22 protein-coding genes and 2 pseudogenes are annotated in these 22,868 nt (G+C 69.5%); 10 read left to right on the top strand and 14 right to left on the bottom strand.

The genetic code is table 11. The features are described from left to right. Positions 1–89: 89 nt before the first annotated feature. The gene (locus ACIRB1_RS14425) at positions 90–794 is read right to left on the bottom strand and encodes an LAETG motif-containing sortase-dependent surface protein (protein ID WP_403465720.1); all 705 of its coding nucleotides are present in this window, start codon (positions 792–794) and stop codon (positions 90–92) included. Between the two features lie 508 nt (positions 795–1,302). On the opposite strand from ACIRB1_RS14425, the gene mshA reads away from it, so the two are divergent. From mshA to ACIRB1_RS14410, 3 genes are all read left to right on the top strand, one after another. Next, positions 1,303–2,640: a D-inositol-3-phosphate glycosyltransferase gene (mshA, locus tag ACIRB1_RS14420; protein WP_352183147.1), complete on the top strand. Its 1,338-nt coding sequence runs from the start codon at positions 1,303–1,305 to the stop codon at positions 2,638–2,640. Beyond that, positions 2,633–3,154: a YbjN domain-containing protein gene (locus tag ACIRB1_RS14415; RefSeq protein ID WP_352183148.1), complete on the top strand. Its 522-nt coding sequence runs from the start codon at positions 2,633–2,635 to the stop codon at positions 3,152–3,154. The genes mshA and ACIRB1_RS14415 overlap by 8 nt, the downstream gene beginning before the upstream one ends. A gap of 158 nt (positions 3,155–3,312) precedes the next feature. Beyond that, positions 3,313–4,953: a glycosyl hydrolase family 28-related protein gene (locus tag ACIRB1_RS14410; RefSeq protein ID WP_403465719.1), complete on the top strand. Its 1,641-nt coding sequence runs from the start codon at positions 3,313–3,315 to the stop codon at positions 4,951–4,953. Positions 4,954–4,972: 19 nt separating this feature from the next. On the opposite strand, the gene ACIRB1_RS14405 is transcribed toward ACIRB1_RS14410, so the two are convergent. Together ACIRB1_RS14405 and ACIRB1_RS14400 are read right to left on the bottom strand one after the other, a co-directional pair. After that, positions 4,973–5,620, bottom strand: a complete 648-nt coding sequence (locus tag ACIRB1_RS14405; protein WP_352183150.1) for a class I SAM-dependent methyltransferase — start codon at positions 5,618–5,620, stop codon at positions 4,973–4,975. A gap of 9 nt (positions 5,621–5,629) precedes the next feature. Then, on the bottom strand, positions 5,630–6,463 hold the full coding sequence (locus tag ACIRB1_RS14400; protein ID WP_403465718.1) for an AraC family transcriptional regulator: 834 nt from the start codon (positions 6,461–6,463) through the stop codon (positions 5,630–5,632). Between ACIRB1_RS14400 and ACIRB1_RS14395 the strand changes: the two genes are divergently transcribed. Next, entirely contained in the window at positions 6,462–7,001 is a 540-nt protein-coding gene (locus ACIRB1_RS14395) for a DUF2000 family protein (protein WP_403465717.1), read from the top strand. The genes ACIRB1_RS14400 and ACIRB1_RS14395 overlap by 2 nt on opposite strands. Before the next feature lie 28 nt (positions 7,002–7,029). Here the strand turns inward: ACIRB1_RS14395 and ACIRB1_RS14390 are convergent. Beyond that, positions 7,030–8,290 (bottom strand): annotated as a pseudogene (locus ACIRB1_RS14390) (MDR family MFS transporter). A 169-nt stretch (positions 8,291–8,459) separates the two neighbouring features. Between ACIRB1_RS14390 and ACIRB1_RS14385 the strand changes: the two are divergent. Then, complete coding sequence (locus ACIRB1_RS14385) at positions 8,460–9,221, top strand: phosphoglyceromutase (protein WP_352183154.1); 762 nt, start codon at positions 8,460–8,462, stop codon at positions 9,219–9,221. 100 nt (positions 9,222–9,321) lie between these two features. Here ACIRB1_RS14385 and ACIRB1_RS14380 read toward each other — a convergent pair whose 3' ends face one another. The 4 genes and pseudogenes from ACIRB1_RS14380 to ACIRB1_RS14365 form a co-directional block, all read right to left on the bottom strand. Continuing rightward, complete coding sequence (locus ACIRB1_RS14380) at positions 9,322–9,816, bottom strand: DUF5959 family protein (protein WP_403465715.1); 495 nt, start codon at positions 9,814–9,816, stop codon at positions 9,322–9,324. 57 nt (positions 9,817–9,873) lie between these two features. Beyond that, positions 9,874–10,612 (bottom strand): annotated as a pseudogene (locus ACIRB1_RS14375) (tyrosine-type recombinase/integrase); the annotation flags it as partial. A 200-nt stretch (positions 10,613–10,812) separates the two neighbouring features. After that, positions 10,813–11,463 carry an MAE_28990/MAE_18760 family HEPN-like nuclease gene (locus ACIRB1_RS14370; protein ID WP_403465714.1) on the bottom strand — a complete coding sequence of 217 codons (651 nt, stop codon included), beginning with the start codon at positions 11,461–11,463 and terminating at the stop codon, positions 10,813–10,815. Positions 11,464–11,465: 2 nt separating this feature from the next. Then, positions 11,466–12,518 (bottom strand): DUF262 domain-containing protein, encoded by a 1,053-nt coding sequence (locus ACIRB1_RS14365; RefSeq protein ID WP_403465713.1) that lies wholly within the window; start codon positions 12,516–12,518, stop codon positions 11,466–11,468. 433 nt (positions 12,519–12,951) lie between these two features. Between ACIRB1_RS14365 and ACIRB1_RS14360 the strand changes: the two genes are divergently transcribed. From ACIRB1_RS14360 to ACIRB1_RS14350, 3 genes are read left to right on the top strand one after another with little or no spacing between them, the layout of a single operon-like run. Next, complete coding sequence (locus ACIRB1_RS14360) at positions 12,952–13,641, top strand: hypothetical protein (RefSeq protein ID WP_403465712.1); 690 nt, start codon at positions 12,952–12,954, stop codon at positions 13,639–13,641. 31 nt (positions 13,642–13,672) lie between these two features. Then, the gene (locus tag ACIRB1_RS14355; protein WP_403465711.1) at positions 13,673–15,277 is read left to right on the top strand and encodes a hypothetical protein; all 1,605 of its coding nucleotides are present in this window, start codon (positions 13,673–13,675) and stop codon (positions 15,275–15,277) included. Positions 15,278–15,279: 2 nt separating this feature from the next. Then, positions 15,280–16,005, top strand: a complete 726-nt coding sequence (locus tag ACIRB1_RS14350) for a TIR domain-containing protein (protein ID WP_403465710.1) — start codon at positions 15,280–15,282, stop codon at positions 16,003–16,005. Between the two features lie 68 nt (positions 16,006–16,073). Here the strand turns inward: ACIRB1_RS14350 and ACIRB1_RS14345 are convergent, their stop codons facing one another. Then, positions 16,074–16,958, bottom strand: a complete 885-nt coding sequence (locus tag ACIRB1_RS14345) for a macro domain-containing protein (RefSeq protein ID WP_403465709.1) — start codon at positions 16,956–16,958, stop codon at positions 16,074–16,076. Between the two features lie 119 nt (positions 16,959–17,077). Between ACIRB1_RS14345 and ACIRB1_RS14340 the strand changes: the two genes are divergently transcribed. Together ACIRB1_RS14340 and ACIRB1_RS14335 are read left to right on the top strand one after the other, a co-directional pair. Continuing rightward, complete coding sequence (locus ACIRB1_RS14340; protein WP_403465708.1) at positions 17,078–18,463, top strand: macro domain-containing protein; 1,386 nt, start codon at positions 17,078–17,080, stop codon at positions 18,461–18,463. A gap of 332 nt (positions 18,464–18,795) precedes the next feature. Then, on the top strand, positions 18,796–19,347 hold the full coding sequence (locus ACIRB1_RS14335; RefSeq protein WP_403465707.1) for a hypothetical protein: 552 nt from the start codon (positions 18,796–18,798) through the stop codon (positions 19,345–19,347). 60 nt (positions 19,348–19,407) lie between these two features. Here ACIRB1_RS14335 and ACIRB1_RS14330 read toward each other — a convergent pair whose 3' ends face one another. From ACIRB1_RS14330 to phoU, 5 genes are all read right to left on the bottom strand, one after another. Beyond that, positions 19,408–20,784 (bottom strand): S53 family peptidase, encoded by a 1,377-nt coding sequence (locus ACIRB1_RS14330; protein ID WP_352183162.1) that lies wholly within the window; start codon positions 20,782–20,784, stop codon positions 19,408–19,410. A 187-nt stretch (positions 20,785–20,971) separates the two neighbouring features. Continuing rightward, positions 20,972–21,163, bottom strand: coding sequence for a hypothetical protein (locus tag ACIRB1_RS14325; RefSeq protein WP_328830079.1), 192 nt, complete (start codon positions 21,161–21,163; stop codon positions 20,972–20,974). A gap of 149 nt (positions 21,164–21,312) precedes the next feature. Continuing rightward, entirely contained in the window at positions 21,313–21,561 is a 249-nt protein-coding gene (locus ACIRB1_RS14320; protein ID WP_200677255.1) for an SCO4226 family nickel-binding protein, read from the bottom strand. A gap of 170 nt (positions 21,562–21,731) precedes the next feature. Beyond that, positions 21,732–21,887, bottom strand: a complete 156-nt coding sequence (locus ACIRB1_RS14315) for a hypothetical protein (protein ID WP_019062518.1) — start codon at positions 21,885–21,887, stop codon at positions 21,732–21,734. Between the two features lie 270 nt (positions 21,888–22,157). Further along, a complete protein-coding gene (gene phoU, locus ACIRB1_RS14310) occupies positions 22,158–22,847 on the bottom strand; it encodes a phosphate signaling complex protein PhoU (RefSeq protein WP_352183163.1) in 690 nt (229 codons plus the stop codon). Positions 22,848–22,868: the final 21 nt, after the last annotated feature.

Below are 22,868 nucleotides of genomic sequence, written 5' to 3'. Positions count from 1 at the left end.
TTCCCGGCGGGAGCCAGGCCGTGCCGCCCCGGTGAGCAGCACGCCCCCGCCGCACTCACGGCACGACCCGGCCGGTCCGCCCCGGCCGATCAGCGCGAGCCGCGTGCCGTCGACCTTCGGCGCAGGGCTACGACGATGCCGCCGCCCGCCGCGACCAGGGCCGCCGCGGTGCCCGCGAATGCCGTGGTGCCGTCGCTCGCGCCGGTGTCAGCGAGGTGGGTGCCGCCGCCGGCCGGGGACGGGGCGCTGCTCGCCGCGGGCACCGGGCTGCTGCTCTCGGCGGAGGAGGGGGACGACGAGGGCGTCGCGCTCGGGGTCGCGGAGGAGGCGGGGGACGGTGTCGAGGACATCGACGGCTCGGCGGATGCGGAAGCCGATGCCGACGCTCCGCATGTCACGTCCGGGATGACCACCAGCGGGGTGATGTCGTCGTCCACCTGGTCGCCGGCCTGGACATGGACGCGGTAGGAGACGCCGGGGTGCCAGTCCTGCGGGTGGAGGTCGACGCTGGTGCCCTCCGCGGTGGGGTGCTCGATGGTCTGGGTGTCGGACCACCGTTCCCCGCCGGGCATGCTGAGCTGGATGTACAGGCTGATCTTGGCCGGGGTGCCGCTCGCGTCCTTGTCGGTGACGCGGATGACGCCGTTGTCGTGGGCGTCGCAGAGGGCGGTCGCCGTGAAGTCGCCGATGTTGCACGCGAGCGCGGTGTGGGCGGCGGCGAGGGAGAGCGCGACCGCGGCGGCCGAGGTGCCCAGGACGCGGGCCGCTCCGGCGGCGCGGGGAGAGAGTGACACGTCTGTCCTTACGTTGGGGAGTCCGGGGTCGGACGCGCTTACAAGACCTGTGAGCCCCCTGTCACGGTTGCGGCGCCGCGGGTCAAGACGTGGCGAAGGTGAGGTCGGGTACGCCCCTGCGAATGGTCACGCCATGGTCATGACCACACGGCACCCCAGACGAACCGACCCCGCCCACCCCCACCCCCTAAGGGGCGCGGGGAACTGCGCGACAAGCCCCCACTCACCGGCACCCCGCACACAACGGAACAACCCACCCCCAACCCGACCCACACCCCACCCGCACTCCGGACACAACCTGAGCCTCCAACTCCACCCGGCAAACAACCCGAGCCCCCACCCCGGTCACCCCCGACGCCCCACACCCTCGAACAGTTGCCCGACCCCCGGCAACGTCTAGGCAAAATCCTTCGCTCCCGGAATGCGACCCCCCGCCCCCGGCGTTGCAGACACCTGGAGGGACCCCACGCCCTCCCGCAGTCATGCCCGCAGCGAGGAGGAACGCCACGTGAGCCAGTACGGGACCAGGCTCGGGCGCCGTTCCACGGCCTCGTCGTCACGGTTGCGGCTGCACCGCAAGCCACGCCGGGTCGCCATGCTCTCCGTGCACACCTCACCGCTGCACCAGCCCGGCACGGGCGACGCGGGCGGCATGAACGTCTACATCGTGGAGCTCGCGCAGCGCCTCGCCGCGATCAACATCGAGGTGGAGATCTTCACGCGGGCCACCACCGCCGCCCTCCCCCCGGCCGTCGAACTGGCACCCGGCGTGCTCGTGCGGCACGTCGACGCGGGGCCGTACGAGGGGCTCGCCAAGGAGGAACTCCCCGCCCAGCTCTGCGCGTTCACGCACGGGGTGATGCAGGCGTGGGCCGGCCACCGCCCCGGGTACTACGACCTCGTCCACTCGCACTACTGGCTCTCCGGCCACGTCGGCTGGCTCGCCGCCCAGCGCTGGGGCGTGCCCCTGGTGCACGCGATGCACACGATGGCCAAGGTCAAGAACGCCAACCTGGCCGACGGCGACACCCCCGAACCCGCCGCCCGCGTCATCGGCGAGACACAGATCGTCTCGGCCGCGGACCGGCTGATCGCCAACACCGCCGAAGAGGCCGACGAACTCGTACGGCACTACTCGGCCGACCCCGCGAAGGTCGCCGTCGTGCACCCCGGCGTCAATCTCGAACGCTTCCGCCCGGCGGACGGCCGCGCCGCCGCCCGCGCCCGCCTCGGGCTCCCGCAGGACGCCCTGATCCCGCTCTTCGCCGGCCGCATCCAGCCCCTGAAGGCGCCTGACGTGCTGCTGCGCGCGGTCGCCGTGCTGCTCGACGAGCGGCCCGAGCTGCGCTCGAACATCGTCGTCCCGATCGTCGGCGGCCCCAGCGGCAGCGGCCTCGCCAAGCCCGAGGGTTTGCAGAAGCTCGCCGCGCGGCTCGGCATCGCCGACGTCGTACGGTTCCGGCCGCCGGTCGGGCAGGAGCAGCTCGCCGACTGGTTCCGTGCCGCGTCCGTGCTGGTCATGCCGTCGTACAGCGAGTCCTTCGGGCTGGTCGCCATAGAGGCGCAGGCGGCCGGTACGCCGGTGCTCGCGGCCTCCGTGGGCGGCCTCCCGGTCGCCGTGCGCGACGGCGAGACCGGCTTCCTGGTCCAGGGCCACGACCCCGCCGCCTACGCGCGCGTGCTGCGCGACCTCGCGGACGACCCGGCGCGCGCGCCCCGCATGGGCGAGGCCGCCGCCCGGCACGCGCAGTGCTTCGGCTGGGACACGGCCGCCGCCGCCACGGCCGACGTCTACACGGCCGCGGCACAGGCCCACCGCCGTCACGTACGCTCGCACCATGGGTGAGTCAGCAGCGGACCAGGAGCGGGCGGCGCAGGTCATCGAGGGTTTCCTCAAGGGAGCCGAACTCGACTGGGAGAGCCCGGAGTCGGGCACGTTCGTCGTCCAACTCCCCGGCACCCGCAAGCTGTCGACGACCGTCTCCCTCCTCGTCGGCCGCCACTCCCTCTCGCTCAACGCCTTCGTCGTCCGCCACCCGGACGAGAACGAGACGGCCGTCCACCGCTGGCTCCTGGAGCGCAACCTCAAGCTGTACGGCGTGAGTTACGCCGTCGACCAGCTCGGTGACGTGTACGTCACCGGGCGGCTTCCGCTGTCCGCCGTCACCGACGCCGAGATCGACCGCCTCCTCGGCCAGGTCCTGGAGGCCGCCGACGGCAGCTTCAACACCCTCCTGGAACTGGGCTTCGCCACCGCGATCCGCAAGGAGTACGCGTGGCGGGTGTCGCGGGGGGAGTCGACGCGGAACCTGGACGCGTTCACACACCTGACCCAGCGGCCGACCCAGCCGACCGACTGATCCCGGCCGACTCCCCTCCGTAGGGCTCCCTACGGCATCTTGGTTCGGTCTTTGTTCGGCATCTTCCGCTCCTTCCCGGCTCCGTGGCATGCTCACGGCTGACGCAGATCTGAACGTCGTTCACATCCATGAAGAGCCGCATGGAAGGGCGTACGGACATGAGCAATCCCCGCTTCACCAGACGAGCCCTGCTCGGCACCGCGACAGCCGTGGCGCTGGGCGCGGCGACCGGCACGGCGAGAGCGGCCACCACCGCCCAGGTCCCGTCCCTCTGGCGGGAGTTCGCCCGCACCCCCTACACCCACCCGCAGATCCCGTACATCGGCAGAGCGGGCGCCCGACGCCACCCCCGGAGCCCCCTCGTCCTCGACGTCCGCCGCTACGGCGCCGTCGCCGACGGCGTGACCGACTCCGCCCCCGCGATCAACCGTGCCATCGCCGCTGCCGGCAGGGCCGGCGGTGGCACGGTGCTCATCCCGCCCGGCACCTTCCGTATCGACGACGTGATCCGCGTCGGCCACTCCGGGGTCGTCCTGCGGGGCTCCGGCAGCGGCCGTACGAAGCTGTACGCGACGCGGAACCTGACCGAACTGATCGGCGTCTACGGCTCCCGCTACGGCGGCGACAAGTCGTCCTGGTCCTGGGCCGGAGGCCTCATCTGGCTCGCCCCGGCGGCCCGTTGGGACTCCCTGGTCGCCGCGATCCGGGCGAAGACCTGGCCCTTCGAGGGCTGGACCGGCAACAAGCGTGACGAATGGCGGCAGTTGACGACCGTCGAACCGGCCCGCCAGGGAGCCTGGACGGTGACGGTGGCGGACGCCTCCCGACTGAGGCCCGGCGAACTGGTGTTGCTCCGCCTCTCCGACGACTCCGGCCACACCCTCCTGGAGCACATGGCGGGCGGCGGCCCCGGCCCCGAGGCGTACTACTGGGACGACAAGACGAAGCTCCTGTCGTACGTCCCCTACGAATGGCCCGTCCGCGTCGCCCACGTCCACGGCCGCACGGTGACCCTCGAACGCCCGCTGCCCCTCGACCTCCGCCCCGAGTGGAACCCCCAACTCACGACTCACGTATTGGAGTTGACGGGATCCGGTGTCGAAGCCCTCACCCTGGAGGCGGTGGAGACCCCGCAGCAGCCCCACCTCCTCGACCTGGGCTACAACGGGGTGGTCCTCCAGTGCGCCTACGACTGCTGGGTCGACGACGTGACGGTCCGGCACGTCGACAACGGCTTCGGCCTGGTGGCCGCCTCGGCGTGCACACTGCGCCGTACGACGGTGGCGGGCCGCGGCTCCCACCACCCCTACTTCTGCCGCGAGGGCTCGCACGACAACCTCGTCGAGGACTTCACCATCGAGCGGCGCACGGTCCCGGCCCCCGCCAACACCCAGCTCCACGGCATCAATGTCGAGGGCCTGTCGTCGTACAACGTCTGGTCGCGCGGGGACATGCGCATGGGCACCTTCGACAGCCACCGCGGGCTGCCCTTCGCCAACGTCCGCACCGACATCACGGTGGACAACGACGGCCGCCACGGCGGTGACGCGAGCGCCGGGCCGCTCTTCGGCGCCCGCTTCACCCACTGGAACATCCGCGTCACCAACGGCCGCGCCGGGCTGATGAAGCTCGACCAACTCGCCCCGTACAGCGCCACGGTGGGCCTCAACACGGTCACCGATTTCGACCAGATCGACGTCCCCGACTTCACCGACGACCTGCACACACGCCTGGAGCTCTACGGCACGACCGATGTCGTACGGCCGCGGAACCTGTACGAGGCGCAGCGGCGGCTGTAGGTGCAGCGGCGGCTGTGGGTCAGGTGCGGCGCAGGACGTCGTAGCCGACGAAGTCGAACATGCGGGTGGCGGTGGGGAGTCGGCGGGGTTCGGCGGTGAAGCGGTGGGCGCCGACGGACTGGGGGATCGACGGCTCCGACAGCCACAGGCGCTCGAAGCCGCGCTCCTCCAGCCAGGCGCAGACCTGGGGGACGAGGTCGGGGAGCAGGTCGCGGCTGCGGGTCCAGACGAGTGTGCCGCCCGTGCGGCACAGGGCGGTGCAGTGGTCGAGGACGCGTTCGACGTCGGCGTCGGTGATGTTGCCGAGGAGGCCGCAGACCAGGACGAGGTCGGCGGGGGCGAGTTCGGCGTACTGGTCCGTCAACGCGGCGTCCCCGGCGACGACTTCGACGCCGGGGAGGTCCGCGGCGCGGGCCGCGCGGATCGCCGCCTCCACGTTCCGTTCGTCCAACTCGACCAGCCGGGCGCGGACTTCACGGCCGCGGGGGTGGTCGGCCAGGACGCCGATCAGGTCGCGGCCCTGTCCCGCGCAGAGGCTGATCGCGGTGAGGGGGCCCGGCGGGGCGGTGTCGAGGGCGGCACGGATCCGTTCCTGGATGAGGGCCAGGCGCCGACTCAGGTAGGAGTCGGGGGAGTCGTAGGCATCGTGCCACTCGTGCCAGTCCATGCGCGGAATCTAGTCACCACGCCGACCCCTGTCGCGTGAATAACGCCCTGGGGTGACCCCGACCAACTTCCGGAAATGGCGGGTGAGATGGGACTGGTCGTAGAACCCGGTCACCGTGGCCACCTCGCCCGGCGGGCGGCCCTCCAGGAGGAGGCGGCGGGCGTGGTCGACGCGCCGGGACATCAGGTACTGGTGCGGTGCGATGCCGTACGCGCCGCTGAACGCCCGGACCAGATGGGCCGGATGGGCGTGCACGAGCCGCGCGGCCTCGTCGAGGGCGATGCCCTCGGTGACGTGCTCGTCGAGGAGTTCGCGGAGGTCGCGGGCGAGGGTGGGGGCGAAAGGGGCGAAGGGGGTGGGGGTGGTGGACGGCCGCAGATGGGCGTGCAGCCGTTCGGCGATGAGCGACAGGCGGCTCTCCGCCTCCAGTTCGTCGCCGGGGTGGCCCAGCGCGGTGTGCAACTGGCCCACCCGCAGCCGGAGTTCGGGGTCACGGAGGTCGGGACTGTCGACGGCGGAACCGATCAGGTCGTCCGGGAGGTGCGTGCCGTCGAGATAGAGGACGCGCTTGCGGAAGCCGTGCGGGGTGGCGGGGGAGCCGTTGTGCGGGACGTGCGGCGGCAGCAGGGACACGGTGTCGTGCGGGGTGCCGTGCTCGTGCCGGTCGAGGTCGTACCGTACGGCGCCGTCGTCCACGATCAGCAGCGTCCACGCGTCATGCACGTGCATCGGATACGCGTACTCGGTGAAGTGGGCGTGGAAGACCTCGACGACACCGGGGATACGGGGGCGCCAGGCGGAGACTTCCTGTTCGGGGCGGGACGGGCCGGGCTGCGAGGCCATGCAAAGAACGTACAAGACGGAGCCGCGGGGCGGTCGGCAGTCTCGACGTATGAGCACCGACACCACCGCCGTCACCTCCACGGCTGCCGCCACCGCCACCACCACCACTGCTGCCGCCGCCGGACCGGTCCGCTTCGACACCAAGATCGCCGTCCTGCTGCGGGACGACCTGGAGACCTGGCAGCGGCTGAACGTCACGTCGTTCCTGGTCAGCGGCCTGGGATCGCAGATTCCCGAGGTCATCGGGGAGCCGTACGAGGACGCCGACGGGGTCGGCTACCTCCCGATGTTCCGGCAGCCGGTGATGGTCTTCGAGGCCACGAAGGAGGTCCTGGTGGCGGCCCACGGGCGGGCCCTGTCCCGCGCCCTGCCCCGCTCGCTCTTCACCTCCGACCTCTTCACCACCGGCAACGACCGCGACAACCGGGCCGCCGTCCGGGCCGTCGCCACGGCCGAGCTGGATGTGGTCGGGCTGGCCGTGTACGGGCCGCGCAACGGCGTGGACAAGGTGGTGAAGGGGGCGCGGATGCACCCGTAGCCCGCCTCACCCTCCCCTCCTCTCCCGCTCAGGCGGCGCTGACCTCGGGCTTCGCCGCGGCCGGTGCCTCCACGGCCGTAGGTCCGGCGGCCGGGACCCGGCGCATCAGCGCGCCGTAGCCCACCGCCGCCACCGTGCCCACCGCCGCGCACATCGCCCACAGCCACTCCGCGCCGAAGTGGTCGATGACGGCACCCGACATCAGCGGGGCGACCAGCGCGGCGACCGCCCAGGACAGGGTGTACATGCCCTGGTACCGGCCGCGTCCCTGGACCGGGGAGAGGCGGACGACCAGGCCCGTCTGCGTCGGGGCGTTGATCATCTCGCCGAGGGTCCACACGCACACCGTGAGGGTGAAGACACCGACCGAGCCGGCGAACGCGGTGAGCCCGAAGCCGTAGCCCGCGAGGATCGACGAGACCACCAACAGCCGCTTGGCGTCCCGGTGTTCGATGAGACGAGTGACCGGGATCTGAAGGACGACGATGAGGAAGCCGTTGACGGCGATCGCGGTGCCGTAGTCCGCGGGCGTGAACCCCGCCTCGCCCATCGCGACCGGCAGCCCGACCGAGCCCTGCTGGAAGACGACCGCGACGAGGAAGGACAGTCCTACGACGCTCATGAACCGCCCGTCGCGCAGAACGGTCCCGAGCCCGACCGCGTCGGCCGCCCCCTTGCCGGCGTCCGCCGCGACGGTCGGCCGGGACTCGGGCAACCGCAGGAACACCACGACCGCGCAGACCGCCGTCATCCCGGCCTCCAGCAGGAACCCGGCGCGATAGCTGACCTCGGCGATGAAGCCGGCCGCCATGGACGAGACGGCGAAGCCGAGGTTGATGGCCCAGTAGTTGAGCGAGAACGCGCGGACACGGTCCTCGGGGCGCACGATGTCGGCCATCATCGCCTGCACCGCCGGGCGGGACGCGTTGCTCGCCGCCCCGACCAGGCACGCGACGGCGGGGATGGCGACCGGGTCGTGCATGAAGCCGAGCAGCGCCACGGACGCGGCGGTCGACGACTGCGCGATGAGGAGGGTGGCGGCGGCCGATGCGGTCGGTCAGCACGCCCGCGCCGAGGGAGGAGACGACGCCGCCGAGGCCGTAGAGGGAGGCGACGAGGCCGGCGTAGGTCGCGGAGTAGCCGCGGTCGAGGGTCAGGTACAGGGCCATGAACGTGGAGACGAACGCGCCGAGCCGGTTGACGAGGGTGCTGGTCCACAGCCACCAGAACTCGCGGGGCAGGCCGGAGACGGTCTCCCGGGCGGCGCGTCTCAGGGCGGCGAGTGACATGGATCGTTCCCCCACGGTCGGACAGCTGACGTGTAAGCGGCGATGGCCGCGAGCACAACTTACGAAGGGGAGGTCGTGGCGGACCACTCAATTAACAGAAGCCGTCAACTGTGGGGCGGGGAGCCGGGCGCCGGGCGGGGGCCCGAATGCGTGGATTACGCTCTGAGGCATGGCCGACGCACCGTACAAGCTGATCCTCCTCCGCCACGGCGAGAGCGAGTGGAACGCGAAGAACCTGTTCACCGGCTGGGTGGACGTCAACCTGAACGACAAGGGCGAGAAGGAGGCGGTCCGCGGCGGTGAGCTGCTCAAGGACGCCGGCCTGCTCCCCGACGTGGTCCACACCTCCCTCCAGAAGCGCGCGATCCGCACGGCGCAGCTGTCGCTGGAGGCCGCCGACCGCCACTGGATCCCGGTCCACCGCAGCTGGCGCCTGAACGAGCGCCACTACGGCGCCCTCCAGGGCAAGGACAAGGCGCAGACCCTCGCGGAGTTCGGCGAGGAGCAGTTCATGCTGTGGCGCCGGTCCTACGACACCCCGCCGCCGCCCCTCGAGGACGGCACGGAGTTCTCCCAGTCGGACGACCCGCGCTACGCGACGATCCCGCCGGAGCTGCGCCCGCGCACGGAGTGCCTCAAGGACGTCGTCGCCCGCATGCTCCCGTACTGGTACGACGGCATCGTCCCCGACCTCCTCGCCGGCCGCACGGTCCTCGTCGCCGCCCACGGCAACTCCCTCCGCGCCCTCGTCAAGCACCTCGACGGCATCTCGGACGCGGACATCGCGGGCCTGAACATCCCGACGGGCATCCCCCTGGCCTACGAACTGGACGCGTCCTTCAAGCCGCTGAACCCGGGCGGGACGTATCTGGACCCGGACGCGGCCGCGGCGGCGATCGAGGCGGTCAAGAACCAGGGCAAGAAGAAGTAAGCGGACGCCAGCAAGCCCCCGAACTGCGAGTTCTTCGCGGTGCGGGGGCTTTTTGGTGGGGCTGGGCCGTCTGTGGGCCGTCAGTTGCTCGTTCGGGCCGTCAGACGTTGCGAGCACGCCGCCACTCGTAGGCGCCGGGTGATGTCTCGACGACCTCGCGGGGGTAGGCCTCGCGGGCCTGGGCGAGCAGGTCACGCTGCTCGGTGACCCAGTTCGGTGGGGGCACGAACAGTGGGACGGTGACAGTGACTCCTGACGACGGTCCATCGTGCACGGACACCCAGAGCCCGCCGCTCTCGTCAGGCTTGAACTTCATCGAAGGAGTCCGCCCGGATGTGAGCCACATGGCGAACCGGCGGGACTCCAGGGTTGCCAAGGCGTCCTCCCAGTCCTCCAGGTCCTCAGGGAGAAGGGTTACCGAGAAGTTGCCGTCGACGGATTCCGCCTTGACGACGATCTCGCAGTCGAGGAAGTCGTGGCCGGTCAGGATTCCCGGTTGATAGCGGCCCAGGATGCGCACGGAGACACTGTGTCCGCTGGTGCCGGGCCTGTCGGCCAGGTGGATCAGATTGATGACGTCATTTGTCGGGTCCATGCATTTCCCTCCCCGAAGTGACCAGGTCCGAGCATCCTGCCGGACCACCTGCGGCTCTCACGGTTCGGGGTGCAGACGCTTCGAACAGACGTCAGACACGGCTCTGCTGGTCCACTCCCGGCTGGAGGGCATGAGGTGCGCACAGACGCGGAGTGTCAGCCCCGGGTCGGAGTGGCCCAGGTACTCGGCGAGGGCCTTGATGTTCTCCCCGGCGTCCAGGAGCACCGAGGCGTAGAAGTGCCGGAGGGCGTGCATGCCGTTCTCGCGGGACTCGGCGTACGGTTCGCCCCGCTTGCGCTCGGGGATCACCCCAGCCTCGGCGAGCGCCCGCTTCCACGCTTCCTCGTTGAGGGATGTGCGCCAGATGTGACCCCCGCGCGGTCCGGTGAACATCAGCCGCTTGGTCACCGGAGGCCAGCCCGCCACTTTCCACGGCAAGGTGACGTCGACCGGCGGGAACCGCTTCACGTGGGCCCGCAGGGCATCAGCGACCGGCCCGGGAAGCGGCACGTCCCGGAGCTTGTCCCCCTGGGCGGAGCGAAGCCGCCCTGCTTCGGCTCAGCTTGAGTTGCTGGACCACGTGCAGCGTGTCCGACTCGAAGTCGATCGCGTCGACGGCCACGCCGAGGATCTCGCCCTGGCGCAGACCGCAGCCGCCACCCAGGTCGACCATGGCCCGGAACCGCTCGGGCATGCCGGCCCGGACGGCGAAGACGCGTTCCGGCATCCAGGGGGCGACGCGCCTGTCATCGACGGTGGGCGGCCGGACGGATCGAGCCGCACACGGGTTCCGGGGGGTACGTCGTGGCTGGGGCGGTCGGCTCCACGGCTTTACGGAGCCACTTTGGCGCGAGCCTCGAAGATCATGGCCCCAACGTCGTGCTTTACCGGGCAGGTCCACAGACTGCCCGACGCGCCGCAAGCTTACGGGGCCATGATCACTCGCGCCAAAGCAGCGCCACCCCAAAGCCGCTCCACCGACCTTGCATTCTCTCCTCAGGTTTTTCGCCGGTATTCCTCGTTCGCTGCGGCATTTGAAATCTGACTTCTCACGTCTTTCAAGATCACCAATACGCGATCCCTGATGTCGATCCAGTCGGACAGGCTGACGTATTCCTCGCGGCCGTGCGCGATATCATTACGATGCCTTAGCAGGCGCTTGTCGATCGTGGACTGATAGATCTCGTGACGGCTTGCATCGCAGCCGATTGAATGCATGATGTCCGCGAAAACCTCAAACTTCAAGTTCGATCGGGTGCGAATCGTTGAAGAAACATAAGGAAGATTAGCGGGTAGGGTGTCAGCCTCCCTTAGCAAATCGACAATCGCCGTATGCGCGGAAGAGTTTTTCGAGGCCTCACCCCGACCTAGCTGTGCCCTAAGAGCAACGGCTGCGATCTCGGAGCGCAATTCGTTCACCTTGAGTCCTTTTCTGCTTATGTACTCAAGATAGGCGCGAGCACCTTCTTTTACGTAGCCCTCCCAGTGAGCGTAGACAAGGGCTAGGCCCCCGCGAAGTACCCCAGCGACCTGATGGGCCCGACACGATGAAGCAACCTGCTCCCAGAGCTGCATCTCGTGGGTCCGCCATTTGAGGTCTTCCGTCAACGACGACTCAAGATGATCAATCGTGCGGATGGTGGTCATCGTCAACTCGCCACAAAGATTCGACCACCCACAGGACCCATCATCGGCACGCGCGATGTAGCACGAACGCCAGCGCCCGAGTACTTCCGGAACTGCTCGTCGTTCCAAAGTTCAGAGAGCTTAGCGCGTAGCAAAGATTCCTGGGCGCTCCGCTCCAAGGCTTTCCAGCCATCGATATTCTGAGCAACACCGAGAGTCACCGCTTCAAAAGCGGATACACTAAACGCCCCTGAAGGTCGCTCCTTGCGGACGTCGTAACGCCGAAAAACATCTGGACCCAACGAGGAAAGCACCTCGAACACGTTCTCAAAAACCACTTGCTGCTCCGCAGAGTTGAAGTCCGAAGAAACAGCCATTTCTAGAACCTGATCCGAAAGGAAGGTATCCATGTCGGCGAAGCCCTTTAGCTGTGACGAGGTGGCGTTTCGCAGGACAAAGAATCGAGTTGCGAGCTCCAAGTCGTACTGTTCGGAGATCTGCCTACCAGTGAGCGGGGTGCAATCCGAGAAGGGCCCTTCTGAGCGCAGGCGATCCAGCCATTCGAAGAAGCTAGAATTAATCATCAGCAATTGAGCGGTCCTGACCTCTTGCGGAGAAGTCGGGACGCCACCGCTGTTCAATCTGTCGAAGAGTTCATATTTGACGCGGTCGTCAGATTCACGCAGCAGAATCCTGAAATCCAGGCGCGCTCGCTTAAAGTGGATTTTCAGCTCAGGGGAGAAGTGCGGCGCATCGGTTGAGAAGGTCATCCCTTCCAGAGAGGGCAGGTACTTGGTCTTGGTTAGCTTGCTCGGCGGGTAAACCTCGCCCGTACTTTCGTCTCGAAGCTCCCCCATAAACGACAGGATTGTTGATAGTCGCTGAAGTCCGTCAACAACCTCCCACACGCCGTCTTCTCGCTGCGCGACGAAGATAGTGGGGAGTGGAATGTCCAACAAAATTGATTCGATCAGACGAGACTGCTTCTCGATAGGCCATCGAAACAGCCTTTGATACTCGGGCCTGATTTGAATTTCTTTGTCGCGATAAAGGTTTATCACTTCACCGATCGACATTGTGTAACCGTCTGAGCGAATATTCTGGCGGCTACTCCGAGGTCGCTCGACAGTGGCCAATGACGACCGGCGACGACCACCAAGCGCGCGAGCCCACCGCCCCTGAGCAGCAAAAACCCAGGTTCCCAAGATCCCCGGCGAGAACCAGGGCAAGAAGAAGTAGCCCCCTTCCCGACCGGCCCCCCTTCCTGACGAAGCCCCCCACCCGCGGATTCCCTCCGGCGGGGGGCTTCGTGCTGCCCCGGCGAGGGCGGGACAGGGCATGGAAGAAGCCCCGGTGAAGACCCCGGAAGCGCATCGGAAGCGGATCGGTTCTGGTGGCGGAAGCGGTGATGTTGGTGGCATGCAAGGGGTCAATCAGCCCTTTGCGCGGATCTCCCGGAGCCTCGCCTTCCCCCACGCCGCCCATCCCGCCGTCCCGTCGGAGCGTCCCATGAACGACCTCGGGCCACCGCCGCCCACCCCCGCCCCTGCCCCCGCCGTGCCGAACCCCCCGACGCCCTACCGGGCCGACGGGCTGATACCGCCCTCCGGAGCCGCCCGTACCTGGGGGCTCACCGTGATCGGGGCACCCCTGCTCGCCGTCCTGCTGCTGGGGCTGGTCGACGGGGCGTACTCGAGCGGCGGCGGGGCGCAGGCCCAGCCGTGGAGCCCGCCCACGGCGTCGTACGCGTACACCCGGTCCACCGCGCCGGACCCGTACGCCGCCACCGACCCGGTCACGACCGCGCCCGGGACGACCGCGCCCGGCACGACCGAGACCGGGGACGCCGGGGGATGGAGCGCGCTCGTCGGTCCGACGGAGGAGACGACCAGCGCGACCACCGCGACCGCGGCGCCGGAAGCGGTCGTCAGCGCCTACTTCGCCGCGGTCAACAACCGTGCCTATCAGACCGCTTGGAACCTCGGCGGCAAGAACCTGGGGGATGCCGACTACGACGCGTTCGCGCGGGGATACGCCAACACCCAGCAGGACACGGTCAGTCAGATGTCCGTCCAGGGGAACGTCGTACGACTGGTCCTCAACGCGCTTCAGACGGACGGCACTTCGCTCTCGTACAACGTCACCTACACCGTCGAGAACGGTGTGATCACACACGGCACGGCAACCCCGATCGGCTGACATCCCCGTACGAGTGGAGCGCTGAACCATCGTGAGCACACAGGCACCGCACCACCCCCACGCTCCCGGCCGTCCGCCCGGAGCGCCGCAGGTCCCCCGCGTGTACGCGCGGACCAAGGCCACCCGCCTGCTGTCCGCGGGCACGTACCTCGATCCCGTCTACCGACGCGCTGTCATACGGGAGTTGCTCAAGAAACGCTTCCGGGTGGTCGCGCCGTCGTACGGCTACGACGCCGTCTCGGTCCTCGCCCACGCGCTGGCCGCCCGCCGGCTGCGCCGTGTCCAGTGCGGAGTCGTGGCCGCCTCGGCGGTCGCGCTCCTGCTGCTGACGATCGGCCCGCTGAGCTTCTTCATCGCCGCCCAGCTGATGTTCTGGGTGCTGTGGGGCGCCGCCTATCTGCGCCGGGTCGTCACCCTGCACATCCTGATGACCCGCCTGAAGGAGACCGGCCCCGCCGGCGGTTTCGACGGCTCCTACCCCGTCGCCGGGGGGCTCACCGACGCCCTGATCGGCAAGATCGACCGCGAACAGGCCGGCCAGACCGGCCTCGTCTTCTACGGCGGTTTCCGGCCCTTCGTCGGAGCCGGTGAGCCGCTGCGCGACTGGGCGAACGCCCAACTCCTGCTCGGCGCACCGAAGAACCGCCTCGCCGCCCGCAAGGAGTTCGAAGCGTCCGGGGGCGACCTCGACGAGGTGGAGCGCAAGCCCGTCCTGCCGTTCACCGTCCACGACATCACCACGTACGTCGCCCGGCGGATGGGCGCGGAACTGCGCGACGACGCCCGCTGGGACGAACGGATCGAGGGGCTGACCGTCGAGCAGCGCCGCTACACGACGGCGATCCGCACCAACGACCGTACGGGGGGCGCCGGTTGGTCCCAGCTGCCGGGGATGGCCGACCTCCCGGCCATCCACTGGCGGGAGGACTACGACTCGGCCCGCGAGTACCTGTGCATCCGCGTCGGCTCCTGGAACGAGGAGCTGGTGACCTCGATCTTCGTCGGCTTCGACCTCAAGGGCGACACCCTGCACACCGAGTTCTACACCTACGTACTCGGGCCGCTGGTAAGGGAGTTCCACCTCGTCGACCGACTGCCCGACGCGTTCGACGGACGGCTGGCGGTGCGGGTCGCCTGGGACATGGTCAAGGCCGTGCCGCGCTGGTGCCTGGCGCTGGCGCTGTGGCCGCTGCGGCTGGTTCCCCGGCGCCTCCTGCCCAAGCGGATACAGCGGTTCGTGCGGCCCGCGCGCGGCGGGTGGAGCACGGTCACGTTCATCGAAGGGGGCGCGGAAGTCGACACCAGCGAGTTCCGGCTCGCGCGCTACGCCAAGAAGTCGGTGGACTGCGGCGCGCTCACCAGCGTCCGGGAAATGGCCACCAGCGACACCTACCACCACTTCTTCCAGAAGACCGACGCCCTGAAGTACTCCCAGATCGTCGAGCGCAGGCTGCTGCACACCATCCGGCAGTTCCTGGGCGAGCACCACGTGGATCTCGCCGACCACGACCGCGCGCAGACCAACATCCTCGTCGGGGACAACTCCCAGGCGATCCTCGGCGGCCACAACGAGAACTTCGGCTACAACTACCAGCCGCCGGGCCCTGGTTCGCCCGCCGGCCGAGGAGGGCAGTAGGCATGGGCGACAGCGATAGCCATACCTTCGGAGACAACAGCCAGGTCATCCTCGGCGGGGAGAACTCGGGCTTCGGCTACAACTTCCATGCGGCGCCCGTGACGTCGCCCGCCGGGTCGCCGACTTCCGGGCGGGCGTCCGGCGACCGGACCTCCGGGCAGCCGTCCGCACCGCCGCCCGCCGGTCACGACCGCAGCCGTAGCGTCTTCGTCGTGCACGGCCGGGACGAAGAGGTGCGCGCGGCGATGTTCGGGCTGCTGCGCCGGCTCGACCTACGGCCGCTGGAGTGGGAGGAGTTGGTGCGGGCCACCGGCAGGACCGCGCCCTTCCTCGGCGAGGTCGTCATGAACGCACCGGCGCAGGCACAGGCGGCCCTGGTGCTGCTCACCCCCGACGACGTCGCCAAGCTCCACCCGCATCTGCTCGGCAACAGCGAGCGGGACGACGAGACCCAACTCACCGGCCAGCCACGGCAGAACGTCCTGATCGAGCTGGGCATGGTGCTGATGGCCTACCCCGAGCGGACCGTCATCGTGGAGGTGGGCCGGCTGCGGCACGTCGCCGACACCGCGGGCATCAACGTCATCCGGTTCGACGGCACGGAGGCCGTCCTCGCGAAGATCGCCGCCCGGCTGCGGCTGGCCGGCTGCCAACTCGACGACAGCGGGCCGGAATGGCGCGACACCCGGTACTTCCGGAATCTCTCCGCGTACCGACGGCTCGCCTGAATCACCGGAAAAGAGGGGGGACGGGCGCTCCGGCGTCCGTCCCTTCTTCCTTCTTTTCCGCGCGTTTCTCATACGCGGTCCAGTCCCGACGCCAGCACCCTCAGGAACGCCCCCACCTCCCGCATGTCGATCCGTTCCAGATCGGCGGGCCGTACGATCACCCGCAACTCCCGGCAGACCGCGCCCTCCCGGGACCGCGCGATGAACGACATCAGGATCAGCCGCAGCAGACTGTCCTGGTCGAGATGGTCGAGCCGGGACAGCCCCGAGCCGACCAACGGCATGGCCACCGCCTCCAGTTGGGCATGCCGGTGCAGCGCGTCCCACAGCCGGCCGAGCCCGAGCCAGAGGTCCTCGACACTGGACGCGGCCACACAGTCGTTGCCGATACGGCTGTACGCGACGCCGAACACCAGCCTCGGCCGGGCGCCCAGGACCGCGACCGTGCCGAGCGGATACCGGTCCAGTTTGCCCAGCGGCTTGCGCTCCCGGTCCTCCCGCGCGACCGGCGCGACGCCGGCCAGTGCCGCGGCCAGTTCCGCGTCCAGCCGCCGTACGTCACCCTCGTACCGTCGGAGCAGCAACTGCCCTTGCACACTGGCCGCGTTGATGACCTCACCGGCGGCCGACGCGGTGTCGAAGGTGTCGCAGAACCCGACGACGAGATGTGCCGGCTGGTCGAACACGTCGCCCGCCTCGACGACCACCGTGAGGTCGGGGCGCCGGAACACCTGCTCCACCCGCGGCACCGGACGCGCCTGGCCCAGCCCCCAGGCCAGGCAGGCCGCCACGGACACCGCCGTGACCGTGCCGGGATCGGGAAAGCTCCGGGGGAAGAACTGCCCGACGAACTGAAGGACCGCGGATATTCCGCCGAAAGCCACCATCGTGCTCCGCGCGAAAATCCTGCGGGCCCGCCCGCTGCCGTAGAACCGCGGAAATCCAGAACTCACGGTTCCTCCAGGACATCATGATAATCTGCTGGTCACTTATCGGTGACGCAGAGTGATGAAGAAGTGCGGCACAGCGATACAGGAACGCGGCGGGGGCGACGCGGGTGGCCGATGGACAAGTGCGCATTCAGGTCAGAGTGCTGGGGCCGGTCCGGCTCGACGTCGACGGGATTCCGGTCCGGCTGACTCCGCTGACCACCCGGCTGCTGGTCCGCCTGGTGGCCGCCGAGGGCGAAGCCGTGCCGGTGCGTCAACTGCGCCGGGACGTATGGGGGTTGGCGGACGGCCCGCGCCATCTGGACCAGCGCAACCGCAACGAGGTGCAGAAGCGCGTCCTGGAACTGCGGCGCGCTCTCGACCCCGTCCAGGACGGCACCGCCGCCCGCGTCCTGCGCACCGAGCAGCAGGTCACCGTGCACGGTCCGGAGACCGCCTACCGCCTGGAGCTGCGGCCCGAGGAACTGGACAGCGCACGGTTCACGGCCGTCGTCGGCAGCGCGCTGCTCGCCCCGCCCGCGACCGCCGCCCATGAGCTGGCCGAGGCGCTGGCCCTGGTCCGGGGGAGGCCGCTGGCCGAGGTCAACGGCGAGCACTTCGCGGCCCCGTTCATCCGCCGCCTCACCGCCCTGCTGGACTCCGCCCGCCGCGAACTGGTCCGTGTGCAGGCCGACCTGGGCCGCCCCGACCTCGCACTGCCGGTCGCCGAGCTGATCGTCCGCGACCATCCCGACGACCTCGACGCCGCCCGCGTCCTGGACACCCTGCGCGCCGCGCTCCGCGCCCGCCATGGTGCCGAACTGCTGCGCCACAGGGTCCCGTTGCCCGGCCAGCGTGCCGATGTCGTCCTGGTCCGGGGCGACTTGTTCGAGCAGACGGACTGCAATCTGGTCGTCGGCTTCACCGACACCTTCGACACGGAGACCGACCAGGACATCGTCATCAGTCGCGACAGCGTCCAGAGTCAGCTGGTCGACCGGCTGTTCGGCGGGCGGCGCCGCCTGCTGGACGAGAAGCTGAAGTCCGGGCTGCGGAGCGTGCGGGCCGTCGGCACGGAGAGCGTGCGGGCCAAGCCGCGCGGCCGGCGGGTCCGTTACCCGGTGGGCACGACCATCGCGGTGCCCGTCGACGGCCGCCGGATCTTCGCGGTCGCCTACTCGCGGCTCGGCAACGACCTGGTGGCCAGGTCCGGGGACGAGGACCTGCGGGCGAGCCTGGACCGGCTCTGGGCCTCGGTGGCCGTGCACGGCCTGTTCAGACCGGTCGCCGTCCCGCTCATCGGCTCCGGGCTGGCCCGGGTGACCGACCTCGACCGAGGCCAGCTTGTGGGCTTGATCGTCGACTCGTTCATCGCCGCGTGCCGACTGCACCCCGCGCTCACACCCGAACTCCGCATAGTGATCCGCCCGGAGGACCTCGCCAGCACCGACCTCTCCCCGGTCGAGCGGCGGTTCCACGAACTGGTCCCGGACCTGGACGACCGCACGGACCGCCCAACCCAAAGGTGAGACCGGGCAGTTGCGGGCGTCCAGCCCCCGCTCCGGCAGGTTCCTCCGCATCTCCGGCTCCCCCATGCGGCACCCTCCACCGGCTCCTGGCCCGCCCCACCACCCGGCCTCACCGAGCCCCAGTGCACCGCCCCGGCCGCTTCCGCGGGTAGCCACCATCCGCTTCCGATCCGATTCCGACACCCCTTACCCGCGACCCGCCCGGTGATTTCTCGTCATTACGTGGATACGTGACGTGACCGGGCGGGAGGATGAGCGTACGGCGCAACTCGTCCGCCCAGCAGACCTGTTGTCGCTCTCGTCCGCACGCACTCTCGGGGGGAAGAGCACCCATGGCGAACCAGTACCCCGGACCACCTCCGGAACAGCCGCCCGGGCAACCCGGTCAGAATCCTTATGCCACCCCGCCCGGTGGTCCCTACGCCGAGGGGGCCTACGGCTATCCCACGGCCCCGGGCTCGACCCCCGTCTACGGCTACCCGCACGCCGCCCCGCAGCAGCCGCAGCCGTACGCGCAACCGCAGCCCCAACCCGCTTTCGCCGCAACCCTGTTGACCCTCGGGGACATCGCCGTCAACGGTGACACCATCGTGAGCCCCGCCGGGCCCATGCCGCTCAGGGGCGCGGTGTGGACGGCCACCGACATGTCCCGGACGGAGGAGCGGATTCCGCCGCATGCGATCGTGCTGGCGATCCTGTTCTTCCTGCTGTGCTTCATCGGGCTGCTGTTCCTTCTGATGAAGGAACGGGTCACCACCGGGTTCGTGCAGGTCAGTGTCAACAGCGGCGGGCGGCACCACTCCACGATGATCCCCGTGCAGTCCCGCGATCAGGTCGTGCACGTCCTCAACCAGGTCGGTTACGCGCAGTCCATCAGCGTGTGACGTGGGCCAACACGGCCGCGGCCCAGGCATGTTGTGCCTGGGCCGCGGCCGTCGGACGGATCAGCGCCGGCTCGCCCGTGCCAGTGCCGGGACGAAGCGCAGCGCGTCCACCGTGCCCACGCCCGTCGCCATGTCGTAGCCGTTGACCGCGGTGTAACCGGTCACGCCCTCGTACGAGTTGTTCGTGCCGTCGTTGACGTCGACGATGCCGTTGGCCTTCGCGCCGTGCCGCGCCAGCGTGTACAGCGCCGAGTTGATGTTGCCGACCCGGTGCCCCGCCGCCTGGTCCGCGAGGGCGATGATGCCCGAAAAGAGCGGGCTGGCCTCGCTCGTGCCGCCGTAGACGTCCCAGCCGACGGCCGTCGGGTCGAAGCTGGAGTACGTCCACGCGCCGCCGTTGACCGCGGCGGCCATCGAGACGTCGGGGGTGGCGCGCTGGGTGCCGACGATCTTCTTCACGCCGTTCTGGAACGACGGGCGGGCGAACACGTGGGACTGGCCGCCGCCGCCCGCGCCGTAGTCGTTGTAGACGCTGTCCGGCGTGACGCGGTCACCCTTGTCGTCCAGGTGGAGCTGCGTGCCGCCGATCGATGTGACCAACGGGTCCGAGGACGGCCAGGAGTTGACCGGCTTGTCGTAGTAACCCTTCCCGTCCGCCGTGGAGTCGGTCGCGCCGCCGTCGCCGGAGGAGGCGAGGACGGTGACGTGCTTGCGGTTCGCGTCCTGGAAGGCGTAGCGCAGCTTCTTGATGCTGGAGAAGTCGCCCTGGTCGAAGCCGGGGAAGGTGTTCTCGGTGGCGCCGAAGCTCTGCGTGATGACGTCGCCGACGCCGTGGTCGATCAGGTGCTTCTCGGCGTCCATCATCTCCGGCAGCCCGGTGACGCCCTCGGTCTCCGCGACGGCCGTCTCGACCAGCACGATCTTCGCGTCGGGCGCGACCGCGTGCGCCATCTCGACGTCCAGGGTGGTCTCGCCCGCCCAGCCGGTCATGTCGGCGTTCTTCGGGTCAAAGACGGGGACGTTGCCCCACTTGACGACGTTCACCTTGGTGCTGTGCATCCCGAACTGCTTGCTGTACGTGTCGAGATCGTGCTGGATCGTCGGCGAGCCGAACGAGTCGACGATGACGATCGTCCGTCCCTTGCCCGTGATCCCCTTCTTGTAAAGGGAGTTGAGGTGGTACGCGGTGCGGTACTGGAGCGGGTTGTAGCACGCGATGTGCCACTTTGCCTCGCACTGCGCGCTGGACAGCGGGCTGGGCACGTCGCGCGCGAGGGTGTGCCCGGTGATGGCCGGGACCGCCTTCGTCCGCGGTACGGCGGCGGGCGCGGCGCCGGCGACGACGGCCAGCGGCGCGGTCGCCAGTGCGGCGGCGGCGAGGGTCGCGGTGGCGGCCGTGGCGGCCGCGAAGTTCAGTCTCGTGCGGGCTATGTGCACGAATCCCCCCTGAGTGCTGCGGAGTCCGTCCGGCCGTCAGCCGGGCGAAATGGTCTCCGCGCATCTCATCGAGTGAGACATGCACAGGACAAGACTGTTGAACTGTCGATGCCGAACCCTTTGCCCAAACAGCACCAAGGAGTCGAACGCTCCTGGCGATCCGACCCGTTGACGCGGGCGTACCGCCTCAGACCGCGGAACCGGCCAGCCGCCTGAACGCCTCCGTCGTACCCGGGTGCGCGATCTCGTCCAGCAGGTGCCGCCACTCGGGGTCGCCCGGAACGGGATGCGCCCGGTCCCACGCGGCCAACAGCGGCGCGAGGGCGTTCTCGCCGGCGACCGCGGTGGTACCGGCGTTCATGAACTGCTGTGATTCCATGGGACGTTCCTTCCGGACGGGGTGCCTGCACGATCGGTCGCGAACTGCCTGACTTCTACGATGCCTTCGCCCGCCTACAGGAACCATGGAGAGCCCCACCCGATGAGGGGTGGGGCTGGCCGCACCTCCGAGGGCCCGCTCGCCGGTCCTCAGATCGAGTACGGCACCGCGTGCACCTCGTCCGCCCGGTGACCCGCGCGTTCGTGCACGCGCTGCACCGCCTCGGGCGACGGGGCCTCCGAGAGGCAGTAGACGGTCCCGCTCTCCGGATCGGCCCAGGCCCGCTCGAAGTGGACGCCCTCGTCCCGCTCCACCGCGAGGTCCGCCTTGTGGGCCGCCATCAACTCGTCGGCCGTGATGCCCTTCATTCCGTGGTGTACGTCCATGTACTGAGCCATGGCCGCGCACCTCCTTCCGTGCGCTCGCCCGCTCTGGCCTTCCCTTCCATGCTGCGCCCGTACGGTCCTCCCGGCCACCGTGCGAAGCGAACGGGGAAGGCCGCCCGGACACGGCGGAGGGGCCCCGGCGCGGTCTGCGCCCGGGCCCCTCCGGTGGTGTTACGCGGCGGTCAGCCGCACTGGCACGGATTGCCGGACTGGCAGCCGCAGCCGCAGCCCGAGCCGCAGCCGCAGGCGCCGAAGAGCGGGAGGCTCTTGATCTCGGCGGGCTGCTGGGTCTCGCGTTCCTGCGTCGGGTCGGGCGTCGTGGCGGGGGATTCGGCCATGGGTCCTCCTGGAGGCTGTGGCTGTGCCCAGCTGGTGGCTGTGCCCATTGGATGCCCGCTCCGCCAGGCGCATCAACGGCGCATTGGGGCTTCTCCGCAAGCCCCCGGCCGAGTATCAGCCGGGCGCGGGCCGGGCGTCGGCCGGGCTCCTGGCCGGGCGGAGGTCCCCGCCGCCTCGCCCCGGACCCTGCACCCTCCGCGGGCTGGGTTCTTTTCTAACCGGTAACAGGTCTGGACAGTGGTTAGATTTTCCCCCGGCTTCCCGGGACCCTACGCGCCCTCCGCCCCCGTCACCGGCTGGATGTCCGGCTGCAACTCGTCCGCGTGCTCGCCGGTGACCAGGAAGACCACCCGCTTCGCGACCGACACCGCGTGGTCGGCGAAGCGCTCGTAGTAGCGGCCGAGCAGGGTCACGTCGACCGCGGTCTCGATGCCGTGCTTCCACTTGTCGTCCAGCAGGTGCTGGAAGAGCGTGCGGTGCAGCAGGTCCATGTCGTCGTCGTCCGCCTCCAGCTGGAGGGCCAGGTCGACGTCCTTGGTGATGATGACCTCGGCCGCCTTGGCCATCAGACGCTGTGCGAGCTGACCCATCTCCAGGATCGTCGCGTGCAGGTCGTGCGGCACGGCGCGCTCGGGGAAGCGGAGCCGGGCGAGCTTCGCCACGTGCTGGGCGAGGTCGCCGGAGCGCTCCAGGTCGGCGGACATGCGCAGCGACGTGACGACGATCCGCAGATCCGTCGCCACCGGCTGCTGCCGGGCCAACAGGGCTATGGCCCGTGCTTCCAGGTCGTGCTGGAGGTCGTCGACCTTCTTGTCGGCCTCGATGACGCTCTCGGCCAGCTTCAGGTCGGAGTCCAGGATGGCCGTCGTGGCGCGTCCGATCGCCGACCCGACCAGCCGGGCCATCTCCACCAGACCGTCACCGATCGAGTCAAGTTCCTCGTGGTACGCGTCCCGCATCAGGGTTCCCTCTCCTACGTT

The sequence above is a fragment of the Streptomyces sp. NPDC096013 genome, from assembly GCF_044763565.1.
Taxonomy (GTDB): domain Bacteria; phylum Actinomycetota; class Actinomycetes; order Streptomycetales; family Streptomycetaceae; genus Streptomyces.
Note: the sequence above shows the minus strand (reverse complement) of the source record. Positions and strands in the feature narration are given on the sequence as shown.

Coding starts and splice junctions, on each gene's coding strand:
- ACIRB1_RS14365 (WP_403465713.1), bottom strand. CDS start 12,518: ATGTCGATCGGTGAAGTGATAAACCTTTATCGCGACAAAGAAATTCAA.
- ACIRB1_RS14385 (WP_352183154.1), top strand. CDS start 8,460: ATGGCCGACGCACCGTACAAGCTGATCCTCCTCCGCCACGGCGAGAGC.
- ACIRB1_RS14315 (WP_019062518.1), bottom strand. CDS start 21,887: ATGGCCGAATCCCCCGCCACGACGCCCGACCCGACGCAGGAACGCGAG.
- ACIRB1_RS14410 (WP_403465719.1), top strand. CDS start 3,313: ATGAGCAATCCCCGCTTCACCAGACGAGCCCTGCTCGGCACCGCGACA.
- ACIRB1_RS14370 (WP_403465714.1), bottom strand. CDS start 11,463: ATGACCACCATCCGCACGATTGATCATCTTGAGTCGTCGTTGACGGAA.
- ACIRB1_RS14325 (WP_328830079.1), bottom strand. CDS start 21,163: ATGGAATCACAGCAGTTCATGAACGCCGGTACCACCGCGGTCGCCGGC.
- ACIRB1_RS14415 (WP_352183148.1), top strand. CDS start 2,633: ATGGGTGAGTCAGCAGCGGACCAGGAGCGGGCGGCGCAGGTCATCGAG.
- ACIRB1_RS14380 (WP_403465715.1), bottom strand. CDS start 9,816: ATGGACCCGACAAATGACGTCATCAATCTGATCCACCTGGCCGACAGG.
- ACIRB1_RS14335 (WP_403465707.1), top strand. CDS start 18,796: ATGGCGAACCAGTACCCCGGACCACCTCCGGAACAGCCGCCCGGGCAA.
- ACIRB1_RS14395 (WP_403465717.1), top strand. CDS start 6,462: ATGCAAAGAACGTACAAGACGGAGCCGCGGGGCGGTCGGCAGTCTCGA.
- ACIRB1_RS14350 (WP_403465710.1), top strand. CDS start 15,280: ATGGGCGACAGCGATAGCCATACCTTCGGAGACAACAGCCAGGTCATC.
- phoU (WP_352183163.1), bottom strand. CDS start 22,847: ATGCGGGACGCGTACCACGAGGAACTTGACTCGATCGGTGACGGTCTG.
- ACIRB1_RS14320 (WP_200677255.1), bottom strand. CDS start 21,561: ATGGCTCAGTACATGGACGTACACCACGGAATGAAGGGCATCACGGCC.
- ACIRB1_RS14360 (WP_403465712.1), top strand. CDS start 12,952: ATGAACGACCTCGGGCCACCGCCGCCCACCCCCGCCCCTGCCCCCGCC.
- ACIRB1_RS14400 (WP_403465718.1), bottom strand. CDS start 6,463: ATGGCCTCGCAGCCCGGCCCGTCCCGCCCCGAACAGGAAGTCTCCGCC.
- ACIRB1_RS14405 (WP_352183150.1), bottom strand. CDS start 5,620: ATGGACTGGCACGAGTGGCACGATGCCTACGACTCCCCCGACTCCTAC.